Raw genomic sequence first — 20755 nt, forward strand, 5'->3', positions numbered from 1 at the left:
GCAGTCACGGAGCTATTTCCAAACGATCACCCAAGCAAAAACTTCAGGAGGTGTCACCGATGACTGAACCCTTATTTACCGTATCCAGAGAAGATTGGTCCTTGCATCGCAAAGGCTATCAAGACCAGACCCGCCACCAGGAAAAAGTTCGCGAAGCGATCAAGCAAAACCTGCCTGATTTGGTGACGGATGAGAGCATTATCATGTCCGATGGCAAGCAAATCATCAAGGTGCCGATTCGCAGCTTGGACGAATACCGTCTCCGCTACAACTACAACAAGAGCAAGCACGTAGGCCAAGGGGACGGAGATAGTCAGGTCGGGGATGTGCTGGGCGTCGATCCTACTCCTTCCTCCGGCGCGGGGAAAGGTGAAGGAGCCGGCGATCAGCCCGGGGACGACTATTATGACGCGGAAGTGCAAATGGAGGAGCTGCAATCCATGCTCTTCGAGGAGCTGGAGCTGCCAAACCTGCAGCAGAAGGAAAAAGAGAACATTACGACCAAAGACACGATTTTTAACGATATCCGCAAAAAAGGAATTATGTCCAACATCGACAAGAAGCGGACGATTCTCGAAAACCTTCGACGTAACGCCACGCAGGGCATTCCCGGGATTCACGGCATCAATCCGGATGACCTTCGGTTCAAAACGTGGGAGGAAATCATAACCCCTCAATCCAACGCTCTGATCATTGCAATGATGGACACATCCGGCTCTATGGGTTCGTTTGAAAAATATATTGCGCGCAGCTTTTTCTTCTGGATGACCCGCTTTCTCCGCACCAAGTATGAGCATGTCGAGATTGTGTTTATCGCGCACCATACCGAAGCCAAGCAAGTGACGGAGGAGGAATTTTTCACAAAGGGCGAAAGCGGCGGCACGATCTGCTCTTCCGCTTACCAGCTGGCCGTTGAGCTCATCGATCGAAAATATTCTCCGTCGCGCTATAACATTTACCCGTTCCACTTCTCCGATGGGGATAATCTGACGTCCGATAACGAACGGTGCGTCAAGCTGATTCACGAGCTCATGAAACGCTCGAATCTGTTCGGCTATGGTGAGGTCAATCAATACAACCGCAGCAGTACGCTCATGTCCGCCTACCGCAACCTGCACGATCCCAAATTTCTGCACTACGTCATCCGCGAGAAAGGCGAGGTATATAAGGCGCTGCGCACCTTTTTCCCTAAATCGCTGGAAAGCAAAGTGGCACGCTGAAAAAAATAACCGGTCGAGCGCAGCCTCGCCGGTTTGTTGTTCTCACGACCCGGCAGTTGTTTCGCGTCTCCCACCATATTTCGACAGGGGGTACCACGATGAGAGCGGATGAAATCAAAGACTTGGAATATGCGATAGCCGAAATTACCGAAGTGGCCAACGGCTTCGGCCTGGACTATTTCCCGATGCGCTACGAAATATGTCCTGCGGACATTATTTATACGTTCGGAGCTTACGGGATGCCAACCCGCTTCAGCCACTGGAGCTTCGGCAAAACATTCCACAAAATGAAAATGCAGTACGACTTTGGATTGAGTAAAATTTACGAGCTTGTCATCAACTCGGACCCGTGCTACGCCTTTCTGCTGGACGGAAACTCACTTATTCAAAACAAGCTGATCGTGGCGCATGTGCTTGCTCACTGCGATTTTTTCAAAAATAACATCCGGTTTTCCAAAACGAACCGCAACATGGTGGAGAGCATGTCAGCCACGGCGGAACGCGTTCGTCAGTATGAAATCCAGTACGGAACCGAGGAGGTCGAGAAATTCATCGATGCGGTGCTCGCAATTCAGGAGCATGTCGATCCGACGATAACGAAGCCGTATGAGGGCGGACGCTTCCGCAAGGACAAGGAGCCTGCCTCCCGCACCGAGACCAAGGAACGCAAGCTCGGGTACGAGGATTTATGGGATCTGGATACGCCATCCCAGGAGCACGGTCCGCAAAAGCAGGAGCAGGCCAAGTTTCCGCCGAAGCCGGAGAAGGATTTGGTGCTGTTCATTGAAGAGCATGCGCCTTACATGCAGGAATGGCAGCGGGATATCATGACGATGCTGAGGGATGAAATGCTGTACTTCTGGCCGCAGCTGGAAACCAAGATCATGAACGAGGGCTGGGCTTCGTACTGGCATCAGCGCATATTGCGCGAGCTGGACTTGACGGAAACCGAGACCGTCGAATACGCCAAGCTGAATTCCTCCGTCGTCGTACCGTCGCGCCACAGCCTGAATCCTTACTACCTCGGCTTGAAAATATTCGAGGATATTGAGAAGCGGTGGGATAACCCGACGGCAGAGGAACGGGAGAAGTACGGGCGCAAGGGCGGCGAAGGGCGGCGCAAAATATTCGACGTACGCGAGTACGACTCCGACCTGTCCTTTATCCGCAACTATATGACAAAAAAGCTGTGCGACGAGCTGGATTTGTATATTTTCGAGAAGAAAGGTCCGGAGTGGAAAATTACGGATAAAACGTGGATGAATATCCGCGACCAGCTGGTCTACTCCCGTGTGAACGGAGGATTCCCTTACATTGTCGTGGAAAACGGCAACTATGAGAAAAACGGCGAGCTGTATTTGAAGCACGCCTATGAAGGCGTTGAGCTGGACCTGAAATATGTGGAGCGCACCATCCCCTACATTCATCAGCTGTGGGGAAGAACCGTCCACCTTGAAACCATCGTCGAGTCCAAGCCCGTCTTGTTTACGTACGACGGCAAGAAGCAAACCCGGAAATTTCTATGAAAACGGCACAAAGCCGCGGAGCCTTCGGAGGAAGGAGCCTGCGGCTTTCGTTTTTTTAGTTGATGCGGTCCCCCCTGCCTCTACCCCTTCACCGCGCCGGCGGTAATCCCTTGGATAATATAGCGCTGCATGAACAGGAAGAACAGGATAATCGGTACGACCGCCATCGTCAGCGCGGCCATCGCCAGATGCCATTCATTCGTGTACTGCCCGAAATAGACGGACGAGGCCAGTGGAATCGTCTGATTTTTCTTGGAGCTCAGCATAATGAGCGGCAGCAGGAAGTCGTTCCATATCCAGAGCGAGTGCAGAATCGCAATGGTTGTTGTGATGGGCTTCAGCAGAGGAAGCAGGATCCGGAAGTACACCCCGAACGGCCCGCTGCCGTCGATGTAAGCCGCCTCCTCCAGCTCGCGGGGAATCGATTTGATAAATCCGTGATACAGGAACAGCGCAAGCGGAATTCCGAAGCCCCAATACATAATGATGATCCCATACAGTGTGTTGATTAATTGCAGCTCCTTGGCTACCTTCACCAGCGGAATCATCATCGTCTGAAACGGGATGACCAGCGACGACAGAATCGCAAGGAAAATAATTTGGCTGACCGGCCCCGGTCTGCGTACGAGCTGATAGGCGGCAGCAGAGCTGATCAGCAGGATGCCCGCTACGGATACGACCGTGACGATCAACGAATTCAGGAATACGCCGAAGAAATTGATTTGCTTCCAAACGACGGCGAAGTTTTTGAATTGAAAGACATGCGGCAGTGCGACCGTCGACGTCACAACCTCGTTGTACGTTTTGAACCCGTTGACGAAGGTCATGTACAAGGGGAAAAAGACGAGAAGCGCCAGCACAATCATCAGCAGCTCAAGCAGCAGCTTCCCGGAAGTATAACGGTCCTTGATCACATCTCCACCTCCCTGCGCTTCATCACGGCAACCTGTACGAGCGTAATGGAAGCCAGCACCAGGAAAAACAAGACCGCTTTGGCCGATGCGTACGTAAACAGGTTTTTGGTGAACGCATCCAAATAAATGTGGTATGCCAGCGATTCCGTCGTTCCGAAGGGCCCGCCCTTCGTTAAGGCGAAGTTCAAATCAAAGCCCTTAAAGCCGCTGGAGATGGCCAGGAACAAATTAATCGTCATCGCCGGGCGAATGAGCGGCAGCACCACATGCCAGAACCGCTTCAACCGTCCCGCCCCATCCATCTCCGCTGCCTCCAGCATATCCTTGGGGACGCCCTGCAGCGCGGCAAGATAGATAACCATGAAATAACCGGCGGAATGCCAGATCGTGACGATAATCAGCGACCAGAAGGCATAGTCCGGCAGGCTGAGCCAGTTTTTTTGAAACAGCACCCATCCGGTCGCTTTGCCCACCTCACTGAACAGACGGGTAATGATAAACTGCCAAATAAAGCCTATGATCACCGGTCCGATGACATAGGGAAGAAAAAATGCCGTACGGAGAAAGTCGCGGGTTTTGAGCGCCAAATTCAATACCAAGGCAAGCAGCAGCCCGACGACATTGAGTAAAATCGTTGTTGCCAATACATATTTAATTGTAAAAGAAAACGATTTCAAAAATCCGGTGTCACTCATCATTTTCGTATAGTTGCTCCACCCGGCCCAGCGAATGTCGCTGCTGATTCCGTTCCAATCCTGAAACGAGAACAGAATCGCCCGCATGAACGGGACCAGAATCACCATCGTGAAAAAAAGCACGGCCGGCGCAACAAACGCTGCGTAGGTAAGCAGGTGCCGCATTCTCGACGTTGTTGTCACACTCATCCCTCCTGTCCGATAGGACCCGTAAAATAACAGTGCATGGTTCCGCAGCGGAAACCATGCACCTCGTCAACCGACTTGCGGACCGGTTATTTTTTTACACGGTCTTTCCAAATTTTTTGAACCTCTGCGAGCGTCTGCTCCTTGTTCATTTGTCCGCCGACATAGGCCTGGAGCGGCTTGGCAAACTCTTGGTTGGAGCCGGAAGGCCACAGCGTATGCGCCCATGGGATCGTTTGATTTTTCTCCACGTACGAGCTCAGGTCCGCTGCCAGGGGACCAAGCTCCGGCGTCGTTTTCAAATCGGTAAAGGCCGGGATGAGCTTAAAGGAATCGACCAAATATTTTTGACCGTTATCGTGAATCCAGTTCAGGAACTTTTTACTTTCTTCCAAATTTTTAGCATTTTTGTTGATGACGTAATAGCCGGGAACCCCAACAGGCATCTTCGTGTCGGCTGCCGTATCGTTCAAAGGAATCGCGAACATGCCCATCTTGATGTTCGGGTTAATTTTCATGATCGAATCGATCGTCCATACGCCTTGCTGCATCATGGCCGTCTTGCCGGAGGAGAAATCGGATACCTGGTTGTCGTAGCTGACCCCAACGGACTCTGCTCCCTTGCCGTATTTCACGGTCATATCCAGGACATCGAAAAATCCGTTCATATTGGCGACATCATTAACTTTGGCCTCGCCTTTATTGATCTTGGTAATCATAGCTACCGGATCCTTCTCGTAGGCGTAAGGGAGGTTGAATAAATGCTGTCCAAGCACCCACCATTCCTTGTACGCTTCGGAGTAGGACGGGATATTAGCCGCCTTCAGCTTCTCATTGACCTGCTTCAGCTCCGTCAGCGTCGTCGGAACTTTATCAATGCCCGCCTTGGCGAACAAATCCTTGTTATAAATAAATCCGTAGCCTTCAAAGGCGACCGGGAAGCCCAGCTTCTTGCCGTTGACCGTCATTCCCTGTACCGCAGAGGGGGATACCTTCGACATCCAGGGCTCGTTGGATAAATCGGCCAATTTGTCCGACCAGTCGGTAATATCCGTGAACGCCTTGGTCATGAACACGTCCGGCGCATCTCCCGACGCAAACCGGGTTTTCAACAGCGTATCGTAATCGCTCGTGACCTGTGCCTCGATGACAACGTTCGGGTTCTGTGCCATATAATCCGCAGCCATTGCCTTCACTTTATCCGTAATTTCCACTTTAAACTGCATCAGCTTGATCGTCGTCTTCTCCCCGCCAGCGGGTTTGCCTGCCGGCGTGCTGCCCGGCTTTGCCTCTTCCCCTCCGGCACAGCCGACAACTCCACTCATAAGCAGCGCGGTAACGGTAAACATCGAAAGCCATTTTTTCATGATCCCCAGTTCCCCCTTCAAAGAAGTTCTATATTGTTTCGTCCTTAGTGTACTAAGATGCGGGATGGAAGGGCAGATAATATTTTCGCCCAAAAAAGGAATCTATGAATGTCGCTGCTGCTTGCGGTACTGAAGCGGAGAGAGGCCGGTCTGCTTCTTGAACACTTTGCCGAAATAGTTCTCATCCGCATAGCCCAGCACTTCGGCCATTTCCAGCACGCTCATCTCGGTATGGACCAGCAGTGACTTGGCTTTCTCCATCCGCAGCTCCGTCAAGCAGGTCATCACGGTCGTATTGTACAGCTCCTTGAATTTCTTGGCGATATACTGGGGACTGAAGTGAAACCGCTCGGACAAGACCGACAATGAGAGATCCTCTTGAAAATGCAGGTGCATGTAATCGCGAATCGCCTGAATGCCCCGGGTATGGATGCCTTCGCTTCCCGCTTCCTCCATGAGCCTCCACCAATGCTGGATGAACAGCTTCTCCCATTCCTCCAAATCGCTGATCCACAGAGGCAGATAGAGATCCGGGGCTGCATGGCCCGGACTCTTCAGCCGGCTCGCCTGCTCCAGCAGCAGGTTCGCCTCGACGGTGCACGCTTGAAGCTCCTTCATGGTCAAGCTTCCCTTCTCGCGCAGCCCCCGGGTAAAAGAACGGATGATCTCCGCGGCGTATGCCCGGTCATCCTGCTTCAATGCGGTCTGCAGCAGAATTTGCTGGTCCGTCAATCTCGGGGGCTCCTTGCCCTGGGATGATATTGCTGCCGGGCTCGCACCTGTCCCGAGCACATCGCATTTCCACAGCGCCGCACGCGCGGCCCCGATCGCCTGGGGAAGGGACTGCGCTGCCGCTGCCGCTCCGGACAAGCCGATCAGCACGTGAAGACCCAGCGTCCCTCTCCAGGCTTGCGTTAGCTTATCCATGTACCTGCGATGCTCCCCAGCCGCGTAAGCGCCGGTTGTGGAGGTTAACAGCAGCCATTGATAATCGTCCAGCCGGCAAAGGTAATGCGCACCATACGGCTTCAAAGCTTCGTGCGCTATATTATTGACCGCGAAGACGAGCAGCTCGCCGTCGCCATAAAAACGCTGCTCCACCAGCCCCATCCGGTTGCGCGGCAGCACCAGAGCTGCACCGATGGCGTCCGCCGGCAGCCCCACTTTATAAAACAACCCTCGGATCCCTTCATGAAAGGCGGTCTCCCCTTTGAAATAGACCGCCAGCTTCTGCTCATCCAGCAGCGCATCCGCCTGGCGCAGCCGGTGCCCGTTGTCCCGCTCGACGCGCTGGCTGCTTTCCCGCTCCCGCCAAACGGTCACCGCCCGGGTCAGCGCCTGCTCCAGGTCGCTCCTTCGGAACGGCTTGAGCAAATAATCGACGCCTCCGGCCTGGATGGCAGCCCGGGTATAAGGAAAGCTGTCGTAGCCGCTCACGACAATGACCTGCGTATCCCAGCCCTCCTCCCGGAGGACGCGCAGCAGCTCGGTACCATCCATCCCCGGCATGCTCATATCGCAAAATAAAACAGCGGGGTTATGCTTGCGAACCAGCTCCATCGCCTGACGGCCGTCCTCCGCCATCAGAATCTCGGAAATGCCGAATTGCTCCCGATCCAGGGACAGCTCTATCCCCTCCCGCACGTGCTCTTCATCGTCTGCGATCAATACCTTCATCGTGGGCTGCCTCCTTAGTAGTTCATTGGTATAGACTCCAGCGGAATACGAAGCGTAATGACCGTCGCTTCATAGGGAACGCTTTGGATGTCCCACGTAAAGCCGGGATCGTACTGAAGCCGCAGCCGCTGCAGCACGTTAATGAGGCCGATCCCGCGCTCTTGTCCCGTATGCAGCTGACGGGCCGCATATTCCAGACGGATGCGATCGATGACCGCCGCATCCATCCCTTTGCCGTTGTCCATCACACGAATGCACAGCTGCGCAGGAATAAGCTCAATCGCGATATGCAGGGTTCCCGTTCCGGTTCCCTTCTCCATGCCGTGAACAATGCTGTTCTCCACCAACGGCTGCAAAATCATTTTGGGCACCTGAACGTGCCGTGCTTCAACAGGACAAGACAGCGTGTAGGACAATTTATTTTTAAATCTGCCGGTTTGCAGCGACATATAATGCTCGATGTGCTGTATTTCTTTGTGCAGCGGAACGGTTTCCGTCTCGAAGTCCATGCTGTAGCGCAGGATGGCTCCCAGCTCGGCGATTTTATCGCTGATTTCGTCGGACCCGTGGCGAAGCGCCAGCGTGCCGATGGATTGCAAGGTATTGTACAAAAAGTGCGGATTGATCTGCGCCTGCAGCATTTTCAACCGGGCGGTGGACAGCTCCAATCGGTTCCGGTATTCCCTGTTCATCAGGTCGTCCAAGCTGCCGATCATCGTATGGAAGCGGTGCTCCAGCACACCGAGCTCATCCTTACGCCCTGTAACAGGACCTACGTCAAAATTCCCCGTTTCCACGCGGGCGATGCTGCGGAGCAGCCTTTTGACAGGCGATATGGTGACATACGATAAAATCGAAGCAAGCACAAGCACGAAGGCTACGGCAATAAATTGAATGACGAGGGACCGGTTCAAGGTGCGGTTCGCCGATTCGTTCACGGCCGACGCCGGGATGAATTTTACCATCGTTAAAGGCAGATCCTGATACTTATCGCGCACATAAATAAACACACCGTTTCTTCCGTTCATATTGCCATTGATCGAGCCCCGATTTTCCTCCATCCGCAGCCCTACACTGCTGGCCTCCGGTACTTGAGCCGTTTCCTCCTCGGAGCCGGAAGCATACAGCAGCTGTAAATCCTGCCGGATGTACAGCATCACCGACTCCCCTTCGGACGGCTCGGATACGGAGAGCGGGCGCATCAGCCGCTTCAGCTCATCGAGGCCGACATAAAAGGACAGCATCCCCAGCACCAAGGTGCTCGGATAATCGACAAGCGGCCGGTGAAATGCAAGCACCCGCTCCTTGCCTATGGTCGCGACCTCATAGCCTTTGTCCTTCTCCCAGCCCTCCTCTTCATTCCTCGGAATCGTAACGGCAGGAAGAGGAATCGTGACCCCGACCTGGGTCAGGTCCGATTTCGTAAACGTTTGGCCCGTAAGCGAGCTGATATACCGGACGGAACGGAATTCCGGCCGATTGTTATAGATGCCGGCGACTTGATCCGAGATGAATAAGGTTTGTACCGGTACAACGTCCGCGGACTTTAAATAACGCATCAGCGTCTGGTCATGATAAAAGGAAACCGACAGGTGGTTCAAATCGTTTAAATATCGCTTGATGTTATCCATTCCGCCATCCATCGTATTCTGGTTCAGCTCAATCAATTGATGCTCTACCGAGCGCGAAGTGGTTTTGTACGAGATGACAATGGATAAGGACAGCGGGATCACGGCAGAGATCAGCATGCCGACCAGCAGCTTAGCGAATAAGCTTTTTTTCAGCCACATGTAAGCGCTCCCTTTTTTATGGAATAGAAAGTGCATTGCACTCGGCAAGACAGAAATTATACTAGTCGAAAGCGGCCGATCCGTCAATCAAGGATAAACGGCTTCGCCATCCTTCCAGTTTGGCATGGGTTTGTCAACTTATCTATTGAAAAAGCCGCCCCGTTGCCGTGGAGCGACTTATTATCAACGAAAATCAAGCGTATGCTTATTCCGTTCCGGCTTCCTTCTTTTGAATTTTCGCCGGATTATTGATTTTGTAAGGCACGGGATGCCGGGTCAGCTTCTTCGCCACAATCTTGGCCTCGAACGTAATCGTATCGCCGATCTCCAGCTCCAGCTTCTTCAGTGTGGCGCTGCGGCTGGACCATGCCGCTCCAAGCTCGGTGAAGGGGTCTTCGATCGTAACGGCCTCGTAGATGACAACCTCATCCTCCGTGTCGGAGAAATGATTCGGCACAGTTGTGAACTCCGCTACGGTAGCGCTCATTTTCACCTTTTCTTCGGGAAGCTGGATTTTTTGCGTTTTTGCTTTCTTGGCCTTTTCCTTAGGCAGAGCCTCGGACGAAGTCGCTGCCTCCCCAGGCTCGTCCGTGTTCAGCGCTGCTGCGTTCGCTTCAGCTTCCGCGACTGCCGGAGCTTCTTCCTGCACCGCTGCTGCAGATACCGTAACCTCCGGTTTCACGGATTCCTCTTCCGCGGCCGGACCCAGCCGCTGGCTGAATTGAGCCGCCTGCATTTCCTTCAAATAAGCAGGATGAATGCAGTGCTTTTGCTTGTTATCGAATTCGATGACGGCCGTCGTTTGATCGACGAAGCCGACGATGCTGCAAGCGAGCTGAAGACGGTTTCTTTTATAAACGAACGACTTGATCCTGCTCGCTTTCTCCGACAGCAGTCCCCACTCTTTACACTTTTCTATTTGATGATCCTCGTCTTCAAAGGCACTGTACGTTTCAGGCTCGATAACGAACGGGTATGACATTGGCTCCATTCCACCTTTCAGCTCTCCAGAAGACCGGTGCGGCTTCCCCGGAACGAAGCCTTCTGCTTCGCTAAAGATTCACCGGTCTTTTGGTCCTATTTTACCATCTTCCCGCTCGAATAGGAAAATCCCCTTGGCGAATTAAAAGCAAAAAGCCTGAAGTCCGCAGACTTCAGGCAAGTGGATTCATGAGCCCAACGAGCTTCATGCTCCGCAAGCTCCGGTTTATTTCACACCTGTATAGACGAAGGCGCGGATAATGTGCCGCTGCGCAAAGAAAAATACGATCAGAATCGGTGTGACCAGAATCATATTTCCGGCCATCAGCACATTCCAGTTCGCCACGCCCTCTTCCTCCCGGATCTTCGCGATGCCTAACGGGAGTGTTCTCGCCGTTTCATCGGTTGTCATCACGAGCGGCCAGAAATAATCGTTCCAATGAGCAATGAAGCTGAACAAGGCAAAGGTCGCCAATACCGGCTTAGCCATAGGGATCATTAAATTCATAATGATTTGCCACTCCTTGGCATGATCCAGCCGCGCCGCCTCGAGCAGCTCCTCCTGAATCTGCTTGAACGATTGCCGCAAGAGGAAAATGCCGAAGGCGCTGGAGGCAAAAGGGAGAATGAGCGCAAGATGCGTATTCAACAGCTTCCAGGCGCTCAGCTGCAAATAAACGGGCAGGAATATCAATTGCGACGGAATCATCAGCGTAATCATCACCATGCCGAATAAGAACCCCGACCCTTTAAATTGATAACGGGCAAAGGCATAGGCCGCTGGAATAATCGTCAGCATCTGCATCGCAAGGATCCCTACCGATACAATGATACTGTTCGTGATATAGTGCAGGAACGGCCCCGAGCCCCAGGCTCGCGCATAGTTGCTCCAGACGAAATGCTTGGGAATCCAGTTCGGCGGAAAAATCATCGTCTCCGGCAGCGTCTTTAACGAAGTGGACAGCATCCATACGAACGGCATGGCAAAGATCAGAACCAAGATGAGCATGCCTGCCGCGCTGACCGTCCGGATGGTGTAGTGCGTCAGCTTCGATGCGATTTCCTCTTTGCTTTTGACCTGAAGCAGGGGACGTTCCCGATCCAGCGTGTGTTCGGCCTTCAGTGGACTCACCTCTTCCTTTATTGGTAATGAACGCGTTTGGACAGCATCTTGAAGTAAAGAATGGTTAATAGCCCTACGATGAACAGCAGGATGACCCCTGCAGCGGAGGCATAGCCGATTTTGAAAAACCGGAAGCCATACTCATAAATGTAATAAACGAGCGTGTTGGTCGAGTTCACCGGCCCTCCCTGGGTCATAATCGCTATCGTCTCAAACACCTGAAACGAACCGATCATGTTGATAATGACCAGGAAGAAGATCGTTGGCGACAGCATCGGGAGAATCAGCCTGGCAAAGGTAATCCATGGCTTGGACTGGTCGAGGGCTGCGGCCTCATAGATGTCCTTGGGAATGCTTTGCAGTCCTGCAATAAACACTAGCGTGTTGTAGCCGAGTCCCTTCCATACGGCGACAATGACTAACGAGATTAGAGAGGTGCTTTGGGAAGACAGCCACGCCAGCTTGCCGAACCCGAACAAGCCGATAAACCAGTTCAACAAGCCGTACTGGGGATCCATCACCCACGCCCAAATCATCGAAATGGACACCCAGGAGACGATATGCGGGCTAAAGATCGCTCCTTGCACAAAGCTATGGAATACGCCGGCCCGATTCAGCCAGAGCGCTAGTACTAAAGAAAGCCCGATGATGAATGCGACGGTCAACAGGGTGTACACAGTGGAATTCACGATGACTTGTATAAATTCTTTTTCCTGGAGCAGGTCGGTGAAATTTTGCAAGCCGACGAATGCTTTCGTAGGACTGATAAAATTCCAATCATACATACTCAGGTAGATCATATACAGGATAGGGTATATAAAAAACAACGAAAATACGGTGATTGCCGGAGCGACCATCGCGTACGGACGGAGCTTTTGCCACATGCTCATGTTATACACCGCCGATACTCACAAGAGTTTTGCCTGGCGCAGGTTCCAACGCATGCTCCGCTTTGCTGTCCGGTACAGCGATATCACGAATCCGGTTGCCGTCCGAATCGAAATAGTAAAGATGGGCGTATGGAACGATCACCCGGATCCGATCCGACATTTCCAACGGTGCAAGGAAGGTTTTTATGAAGAAGACGCCGGAAGCCGAGCGGAGCTGGTAAATATTTTCCGCACCCAAGCTTTCGCGGGTAATGACTTCGCCTTCCAGCATCAAGCCTTCTCTAGGATTCAACGAGCCCATAAGCACATGCTCCGCCCGGAAACCGACATAACCGACGTTCCCCGCAGACGCTGCCTGGAAGCCTGGAAAGGCGCTGTACGGAAAGATGTTCATAGCCGGGGTGCCTATAAATTGGGCTGTAAACAGATTGTCCGGATCGTGATACAGCTTCATAGGGGAATCCGCTTGTTGGATGACTCCTTTATTCATAACCACAATTTCATCGCCCATGGACATGGCCTCCACCTGGTCATGGGTAACATAAACAAAGGTTGTACCGAGCTTCCGATGAAGCTGAATCAATTCCGTTCGCATCTGATTGCGCAGCTTGGCGTCCAAATTGGAGAGCGGCTCATCTAGAATGAACACCTTCGGCTTTTTGACCATCGCCCGGGCCAGCGCAACCCTCTGGCGTTGTCCTCCCGACAGGTGCTGCGGCTTCTTATCCAGATGGGGGGTCAGGCCGACGATTTCGCAAATGTCGCGGATCAGCGTCTCCCGTTCCGGCTTCGGAACCTTTCTGTTTTTGAGTCCGAACTCAATATTGCCGCGAACTGTCATGGTCGGATATAAGGCATAGTTCTGGAAAACCATCGCCACGTCCCGAAGGCCGGGCTGGGTATGGTTTACGCATTGATCCCCAATCCAGATTTCGCCGCTGCTCTCCCTCTCCAGCCCTGCAATCATGCGTAAGGTTGTCGATTTGCCGCAGCCCGACGGACCTACGAGCACCGTGAACGAGCCGTCTTTGATGGTCAGATTCAAATCGCTTATGATCGTGTCGTCTTTATAGGTTTTGGAAATATGCTTTAATACGATCTTCGCCATACGAGCCCCTCCTTCACCGGTTACCTGCTTAACAGCTTATTTGCTTTTTCCGCCGCCTCATTCATCGCATCTTGCGGCTTCACATTTTTCTCCAAAATCGCATTGGTCATGGCATCGATCATCGTCTTCGTAATTTCCGGGTACGCATTGGCGTTCGGGCGCAGGACGGCATACTTTAATTGATCCGATGCTACTTTATACTGCGGGAATTCCTTGTAGTAATTTTGCAATTCATCGCTTTGCAGAGCCGAAATACGGTTGGGCAGGTAGCCGACATACTTATGCTGGTAGATCGTATTTTCCTTGGATGTCATGAATTTGACGAATTCCCATGTCGCTTCCTTCTCCTGCTCGCTAAGCTTGGAAGTGATGGCCAGGTGACAGCCCCCTGTCGGAACACCGTAGGTTTTATTAGCCGGCATAAAGTCGGTCATCATTTCAAAATTGTTCCCTTTGGCCACTTCCAGACTTGCTGACACACCGGCCGTTGACCCGATCTTGAAGGCCGAAATTTGGTTCGACCAATCCTTCTCCGCATCCGCGCCGGCCGTCTTGCCTACGACAAATTTGATGATGCCTTCATCGGACATTTTTTTCCAGAACTGAACCGGTGCCACCCCTTCAGGCGTGTTAAACAGCGCTTTCTTCCCGTCCTCACTCAGTACTTTCCCGCCGCTTTGGGCGACCAGCGCCTCGTACTCCCACACACCGACCGCCATTGTCAAAGGCGTCTTGCCCTTCGATTTCAGTACTTGGCCGTACTGCTCTAATTCCGTCCAGGATTTCGGACCGGCAGGGTCGAGACCGGCTTCTTTTAACATCGTAATATTTTTGTAAAAGATCGGGGTGCTGCGCATAAAGGGGATCCCGTAAAGCTTGCCGTCCACATAAGCATTTCCCATGAGCCCGGGGTTGAAATCCTTCAAATCGATCTGTGCGTCATCTCTTTGGGCCAGAGGCGTCAGATCTACCAGCATGCCCGAACGGGAGAAGATGCCGGTGGAGGCAATTTCAAGATCAAATACGGCAGGCGCGTTCCCGGCAGCAAAGGCCGCCTGGACTTTCGCATGGAGATCGTCATACGTCCCCTGGTTCGCCTGCTGCACCTCGATCCGGTTCTGCGATTCGTTAAATTTTTTCACCAGGTTTTGTTTCGCTTCTTCAATTTTGCCGCCGTTGGCCGTCCAATATTTAATGACAATTTTGCCGCCGGCCGAAGCGGAGGCACTGTTCTGGCTGCCCGTGCCGCTCGTGGCGCTGGATCCGCAGGCAGTGAGCAAGAATACCGTGCCAAGCGCGAGAATGGAAGCCTTACGTTTGTTCAACATGATACATTCCTCCTGGTTTCGAATAAGGATCGCAAAAAAAGAAGCCTGAATCGACCGCCGACTTGACGTCAGCAGCTAATCAGGCTTCTCCCAAACTCCAACCAAATGCTATTTACTTGTCTAGGTACATCATAAAGGTGAAGTATTAAACCAGTGTTATCCGGTTATTAAGTTTATGCAAACAACCGCTTCTGCTCCTCAGCGGAAATCGATTCCCGCCACAATTGCGGGCTTGAAGAGGATACTGCAGTCGCCCCGTGCCGGAGGCACTCGATCGTGTGACCTCGTTCAAACAATAGGCCGCCGGTAATGATCGGCAAGCTGGTCAATTTCTTGATCTGCCCAATCATCTCCGGAATCCGCGCGGGCATGACCTCAATAATGTCAGGCTCGATTTGCGAGACGCTTTTGGCCAAGTTATCCAGCCCTTCCGTATCGACGAGAAAAAAACGCTGTATGGTGAACAGCCCCATTTTGATCGCCAGCTTGACCACATTCGTTTTCGTGGTAATGATCCCTGTCGGTTTGATCACCTTGGCCAAATAATCCAGACCGTAAGCATCGGTGCTTAACCCGCCAATTTTCTCCAAATGCAGAAACACGGGCACCTGATGACTTTTGAACAAATCGACATAGCCCTTGATGACCCCGATGTGTCCGGTTAGCAGAAATACGCCGCTTAATTGGTTTCGGAGTGACAATGCTACCTCCATTTGCTTCGGCTCCTTAATGGAGGCGACCATCCTGTGCGTATTCAGCCTGTCGAAAAACACCCTGTCCTGATCATTCCTTCCCCGTTTCATCCCGCACCTCCTGTAACGCCGGATTTGTGCCCATGGCCCAGCCTACCTTTGTTCGGCAGTCAGGCGCAAGCTGACCACACACTCCCGATCCGAGTCGATGCCCCGTGCATCCGGGTTCGGGCGGAAGTGGTTCATATGGGTATACAGCGTCTCTCGGGTTGCTGCAAAGATGTCATCGGTTAAATCTATGGCGTTAATTCGGATGTCGTCCGGTCCGATCTCTACGGTACGCAGCCCCTGCTCATCCAGGCAGGCCGACAATTGAACAAACGTCCAGTTGTGCTGCTTCACAATAGAGTCGATATGGGTATGCCCGTTAAAATAGAGGCCTACCCCTTCTTTTTGGCTCAAAATACGCCACATGTCCACATCGGGATGAATGGACCCTTTCTCCTTATCTGAACGGGCTGTCGTCATGTGTACAGGATGGTGGGCGAATACGAGCATAGGCTTGCTCCCGGATGCCTTCACAACAGCTTCAAACCATCGCAGCTGCTCCTCGTCCACCATACCGCCCCAATCCTCAAAATCCATCTCTTTGGCCGTGTCCAGAAAAACAAGCACCGCCTGCTCGGTTGTTACCGCATGGTAGCGGGCTTGCCCGGTTTGTTCGAGCACTTCCCTCCGGGTTTGGGCGTAGAGGTCATGGTTGCCCAGCGCATGATAAAATGGCTTCCCATGCCGCCGAAGCATCGCATAAACCTCCTGCATCTCTGAGGCATGTCCATAATTGGTCAAATCCCCCAGTGAAATATACGCATCCGCTTCCTGCTCCATAAATCGATCGATAAAGGTTTGATAGAAATCATTACGTGCCGAAAGCCAACCCGGAATCGTGTCATCAATCGCGTGATAATGTAAATCTCCCATTAATACAAGCTTCATAAGCTCTCACCCTTTCATGATCCATTAGACAGGCTACAATCACTTATGATGGTAAAGCACAAGTATTAATTGAAATGAAGAATTACATGTTATATTTGTAAAATTAGTATATTTTAGCTAACCCTTATTCAGCGTATTTATAAAAATTTCCAGTTCATTCGCTACCGCATACAGACTGGCCCGGTTCTCGAATTCATGACGCGTCTCCGGCAGCGGCAGCAGCTTGTGGTATTCCCGAATCGTCCGCAGATTATCGACCATTTGCTGCTTGGATTCCGTTCCGTCGCTGAGATGGCTGCTGAGCGCCTGCATAAAATCGCCGATCCGTATGCCCTGCTCCATCTTTACCGAGATTCTTGAAACATAAGGCAGCATGCGCTCCATAATGTCCAGCTGCTGCTGTTTGATCTCCAGCTTATGATAATAGGAGCTTCCTTTGCTCAGCCACTGATTTTCCATATCCATCATTACCAAAGGCTTGGCCTTCTTCAGCACCTCCGTCAGCAGCAGCAGCTCTTTGCCGTCCCATAGCGTGTAGCCTTCCCTCAAATAAGCGGCCATCTCATGCAAAATGGTGCAGAGCAGCCGGTTCGCCTCCTCCTGGTACCGGGTCAGCTCCTTATCGATGCTCGGCATGTACCAGTTGATCAGCAGGGCTACCCCCAGCCCGATGACAATGACCTGCAGCTCGTTCAGGAAAAAAGCAAGGTCCATCTTGCGGTGCATATACACATGCATGACAATGACCGAGCTGCTGGCAATCCCTTCATGAATGCGAAGCCGGACGCAAAGCGGGATGAACAGAAGCAGCAGCACAAGAAACGATAGCGGCGTATAGCCGATTAGGGAAAACAACACGCTGGAAACCCCAATGCTCAACAGGCAAGCGATGAACCGGCTTAGAACCGCATGGAAAGACTGTTTTCGCGACTTTTGGATGCAGAGCAGCGTAAGAATACCCGCCGCGGCGAAGTTGGTCAGCTGGAGTGTTTCTGCTAGGAAAATCGAGATGCAGACTCCGACGGCTGTCTTGATCGTACGAAAACCAATTTTCATGCGCTCACCTTCATGTTGTTAGTTTTGGGTCTATTCTATATTGCGGGCGGCTTATATGTAAAGTTAATTCACACAAATGTAGCATATCGCGCTTTTGCACAAGGGTAAACGGCTTCGCCATCCTTCAGATGGCATGCGTTTGTCAAGGTAGACGCAGGTTGTGAAACTTATACGTTCTGGCTACAAAAAAATACCGCGGCACCCGTTCCGGCGCTGCGGTTTACTTCTGTGCTAGCGATTTCATGACGAACATTTCAATGCCCTGCTCGAGCATGCCCATCAAATATTCGGCGGCCTGCTTGTCTGCCCTGTACAGCTCCATCAGCATCGCGCCGATTCGCTCTACGCGTGCTGCTGCCCACGGATCGACTCCGTCTTCCTCTTCGATCACCATGTGCAGCTCATTTTGCAATCTGCTCAGCACCTCGAGCTGGATCGTCTGCGTTTTGCCGGTTTCCAGATTGCTTAAGTAAACCGGAGATACGCCCAGCTCCTTCGCAAATTCATGAAGAGCAGCGCCTTTCTGCTGTCGAATCTGGCGCAGCTGCTCACCGAACGAACCCATATCTTAAAGCACCACCTGTGCGATAAACTCGGCTTGCGCCGGATATTTACCAGTATGGGCACGTTTTTATGGCGGTAAACTCTCCTGTATGCTTTGCGTGCCAGGCTAAGCCATATGAGAAGCTGCAAGCGGTGTCGTGAAGCCGCTACAGCTGCTTCAGCAGCGGGTATAACCGGACGTACTGCGCAAATTTACGCTCGTACGCCGTGCTGCGCTCCAGTTCGGGCAAGCAGCCCGATGTGCTGCTTCGGAGCAAATAACGCTGCTTGAAATCATCGTACGATTCAATCCAGCCCAAATGAATGAACGCGCATGCGGCAGCGCCCAGTGCGGGCAAATACTGCGCCGATTCGGGCACGCGCAGAGGGCATGCAAGCACATCGGAGATGATCTGGCGCCAGAGCCTGCTCTGGCTGCCCCCTCCGATCAAGGCCGCTTCCGTCAGCTGCCGACCGGGCAGCAGGTAGTCCTTGACGTGCCGCAGTGCGAAGGCGACGCCCTCAAGTACGGCAGCGGACAGCTCCGCCTTCGTCGTATCGGCGCGCATGCCGATGAAGGCGCCGGAGGCGTCGGGATCCTGAACCGGGCACCGCTCACCGTTCAGGTAAGGCAGGAACACGACCGGACTCCGTCCCCGGTCTGCGGAGGACGCCAGCCGCTCGAATGCGGCGTAGCGGTCCGCTTCCGTCCCGCCATCGGGGGCAAACGTCTGGACGGCCCATTGGTGAACGTTGCCGACGTTCAGCAGCGGGGCAATGGCAATATACAGCCCATCCGCCGGATGCGCGAGGTGAAAGACTCCCCCTTCCCGGTAAGTATAAGCCGGCGTGGAGACAGCGAGCCAGCCGGTCGTCCCCAGGTACGAGTACACGTCCGCCTCGTTCGTCACACCCGCGCCGAGTGTGGTGGCTCCCGCATCGCCGACTCCGGCCACCACAGGTGTCCCCTCACTCCAGCCGGTCAGTCGGGCGGCCTCCGCGGTTACGGTCCCTGCCCGCTCATGCGATGCTACGATCTCGGGCAGCATCCGCTCGGCCAGCCCTGACGGGCGCATCCACTCGCTCGCCCAGACACGCTTGCTCGCGTGAAGCACGCCGCTTGTGGAAGCGGTCGTCGGGTCGGTCACCGCCCGGCCCGTCAGCCGGTGAACGATAAAATCCTTCGAGCCGAACAGCACCTTCGCGGTCTGCTCATACACCTGCGGCTCGTGCTCTTTGAGCCAAAGCAGCTTGGCCAGCGGAAACGTCCCGTCAAAATGATTGCCCGTCACTTCCCGGATCCTTTCAAGGCCTACCGTCTCCGTAATGCGCTCCGCCTCCGCTCCGGCCCGGGCATCCGAGTACAAAATAGCGGGACGCAGCGCTTCCCCTTGCTCATCGATGGCAATGAGATCCTGCATTTGACCGCTCATGGAGATGCAAGCGATTTGGCTGCCGCTGATGCCTTCCCGTCTCCAATGTGCGGCAATTTGCAGAACAGCCTCCCACCAATCGGACGGATTTTGTTCCATAAATCCATTGTCCTGCTGCGTTCTCAGGGCAATGGTCACCTCATGATGAATATTCGCCTCGCGGTCGACCAGCACGCCCTTGGCCGCTGTCGTCCCGATGTCAATGGATGCCACATAAGCCACTGTGCAGCACCCTCCTTTCTGCAGAGATAGTCAAAGGTTCAACGGGCTCCCTTGCCCATACGTTGAATAATGACCGCTGCGATTACGATAACTCCGGTAATGACATCCTGTAAAAACGAGGGCACCTCCAATATGGTCAGCCCGTTGGCAAGGATACCGATAATAGCCGCACCGACAAAGGTCCCCCAAATGTTCGGAATGCCTTCCTTGAATGCGGTCATGCCGAGAAACGCGGCCGCATACGCCGGTAAAAACAACCCGTTCCCACCGGTAGGATGGGCCGACCCGAGACGGGAAGACATCAGAATGCCGGTTAAAGCCGCCAGCAGTGCCGCGATAGCGAAGGCCGCATTTTTATTGACAGAGACTTGAACCCCGGCTACCCGGGAAGCCTGTTCGTTGCCGCCGATCGCGTACAGCCTTCTGCCGAACGCCGTATTCGTCATCACATACCAGAACAGCAGCGTGACGAGCAGCATAATGACGGAAAGCAGCGGAATGCCCGCCCATTCCGTCTGGCCCAAATAACGAAACGAGTCGGGAATGTTCTCAAATACAGTAGCCCCTCCGGTCATCCAGAAGGTGATACCTCCGAGAACGGTCCCCATCGCCATCGTTGTAATAAAGGAAAGCACCCGGAACCGGGTAACGATCCAGCCGTTCACGAAGCCGATCACGGCGGACAGCAGCAGCGGCGCTGCAAGCACCAATGCATAGGGATAGCCCGCAACCGCCATTTTGGCAGCCATCACCCCGCCGAGACTTGCCAAGGCCCCGATGGACAGATCGAATTCGCCGACCGACATGACGATGGTGGCGCCGATTGCAATCATGACCAAAAAAGAAATTTGTCTTGTAATATTAATGAAATTATCCAACGACGCGAACGAATCAGGACTCATCACGCAAAAACCGATGACGATCATCACCGCGGCAATCAGCGTTCCATTCGTCCTAAGTATAGTCAGTGCACTTGTGTTCATTTGAAATCCGCTTCCCCCTAGTTCC

Annotated in this window: 18 protein-coding genes; 2 read left to right on the plus strand and 16 right to left on the minus strand. The window is 53.1% G+C overall.

The features are described from left to right. Positions 1–59 precede the first annotated feature (59 nt). A complete protein-coding gene (yhbH, locus tag CF651_RS08915; RefSeq protein ID WP_094014513.1) occupies positions 60–1220 on the plus strand; it encodes a sporulation protein YhbH in 1161 nt (386 codons plus the stop codon). Between the two features lie 98 nt (positions 1221–1318). Further along, on the plus strand, positions 1319–2746 hold the full coding sequence (locus CF651_RS08920; RefSeq protein WP_094014514.1) for a SpoVR family protein: 1428 nt from the start codon (positions 1319–1321) through the stop codon (positions 2744–2746). A gap of 80 nt (positions 2747–2826) precedes the next feature. On the opposite strand, the gene CF651_RS08925 is transcribed toward CF651_RS08920, so the two are convergent. From CF651_RS08925 to CF651_RS09000, 16 genes are all read right to left on the minus strand, one after another. Next, the gene (locus CF651_RS08925) at positions 2827–3660 is read right to left on the minus strand and encodes a carbohydrate ABC transporter permease (protein WP_425436235.1); all 834 of its coding nucleotides are present in this window, start codon (positions 3658–3660) and stop codon (positions 2827–2829) included. Continuing rightward, positions 3657–4538, minus strand: coding sequence for a carbohydrate ABC transporter permease (locus tag CF651_RS08930; RefSeq protein WP_425436236.1), 882 nt, complete (start codon positions 4536–4538; stop codon positions 3657–3659). Before CF651_RS08930 ends, CF651_RS08925 begins: the two co-directional genes overlap by 4 nt. 92 nt (positions 4539–4630) lie before the next feature. Then, on the minus strand, positions 4631–5908 hold the full coding sequence (locus CF651_RS08935) for an ABC transporter substrate-binding protein (RefSeq protein ID WP_094014516.1): 1278 nt from the start codon (positions 5906–5908) through the stop codon (positions 4631–4633). Positions 5909–6010: 102 nt separating this feature from the next. After that, positions 6011–7585 (minus strand): response regulator transcription factor, encoded by a 1575-nt coding sequence (locus CF651_RS08940; protein WP_094014517.1) that lies wholly within the window; start codon positions 7583–7585, stop codon positions 6011–6013. 14 nt (positions 7586–7599) lie between these two features. Beyond that, positions 7600–9375: a sensor histidine kinase gene (locus CF651_RS08945; protein ID WP_179232741.1), complete on the minus strand. Its 1776-nt coding sequence runs from the start codon at positions 9373–9375 to the stop codon at positions 7600–7602. 205 nt (positions 9376–9580) lie between these two features. Further along, the gene (locus tag CF651_RS08950) at positions 9581–10357 is read right to left on the minus strand and encodes a hypothetical protein (protein WP_094014519.1); all 777 of its coding nucleotides are present in this window, start codon (positions 10355–10357) and stop codon (positions 9581–9583) included. Between the two features lie 225 nt (positions 10358–10582). Further along, entirely contained in the window at positions 10583–11365 is a 783-nt protein-coding gene (locus CF651_RS08955) for a carbohydrate ABC transporter permease (RefSeq protein ID WP_094014649.1), read from the minus strand. A 131-nt stretch (positions 11366–11496) separates the two neighbouring features. After that, positions 11497–12369, minus strand: coding sequence for a carbohydrate ABC transporter permease (locus CF651_RS08960; RefSeq protein WP_245855799.1), 873 nt, complete (start codon positions 12367–12369; stop codon positions 11497–11499). A gap of 1 nt (position 12370) precedes the next feature. Next, positions 12371–13477 (minus strand): ABC transporter ATP-binding protein, encoded by a 1107-nt coding sequence (locus tag CF651_RS08965; RefSeq protein WP_094014520.1) that lies wholly within the window; start codon positions 13475–13477, stop codon positions 12371–12373. 20 nt (positions 13478–13497) lie between these two features. Further along, on the minus strand, positions 13498–14805 hold the full coding sequence (locus tag CF651_RS08970) for an ABC transporter substrate-binding protein (RefSeq protein WP_094014521.1): 1308 nt from the start codon (positions 14803–14805) through the stop codon (positions 13498–13500). A 173-nt stretch (positions 14806–14978) separates the two neighbouring features. Beyond that, entirely contained in the window at positions 14979–15608 is a 630-nt protein-coding gene (locus tag CF651_RS08975; RefSeq protein WP_094014522.1) for a glycerol-3-phosphate responsive antiterminator, read from the minus strand. Positions 15609–15650: 42 nt separating this feature from the next. Then, complete coding sequence (locus CF651_RS08980) at positions 15651–16493, minus strand: metallophosphoesterase family protein (RefSeq protein WP_094014523.1); 843 nt, start codon at positions 16491–16493, stop codon at positions 15651–15653. Between the two features lie 117 nt (positions 16494–16610). Further along, complete coding sequence (locus CF651_RS08985) at positions 16611–17549, minus strand: aromatic acid exporter family protein (protein WP_094014524.1); 939 nt, start codon at positions 17547–17549, stop codon at positions 16611–16613. 220 nt (positions 17550–17769) lie between these two features. Further along, on the minus strand, positions 17770–18114 hold the full coding sequence (locus CF651_RS08990; protein ID WP_094014525.1) for a helix-turn-helix domain-containing protein: 345 nt from the start codon (positions 18112–18114) through the stop codon (positions 17770–17772). 145 nt (positions 18115–18259) lie between these two features. Then, positions 18260–19747, minus strand: coding sequence for a xylulokinase (locus CF651_RS08995; protein ID WP_094014526.1), 1488 nt, complete (start codon positions 19745–19747; stop codon positions 18260–18262). Between the two features lie 38 nt (positions 19748–19785). Then, entirely contained in the window at positions 19786–20730 is a 945-nt protein-coding gene (locus tag CF651_RS09000) for an ABC transporter permease (RefSeq protein ID WP_094014527.1), read from the minus strand. Between the last annotated feature and the right edge of the window lie 25 nt (positions 20731–20755).

The sequence above is a fragment of the Paenibacillus rigui genome (assembly GCF_002234615.1).
GTDB lineage: Bacteria > Bacillota > Bacilli > Paenibacillales > NBRC-103111 > Paenibacillus_S > Paenibacillus_S rigui.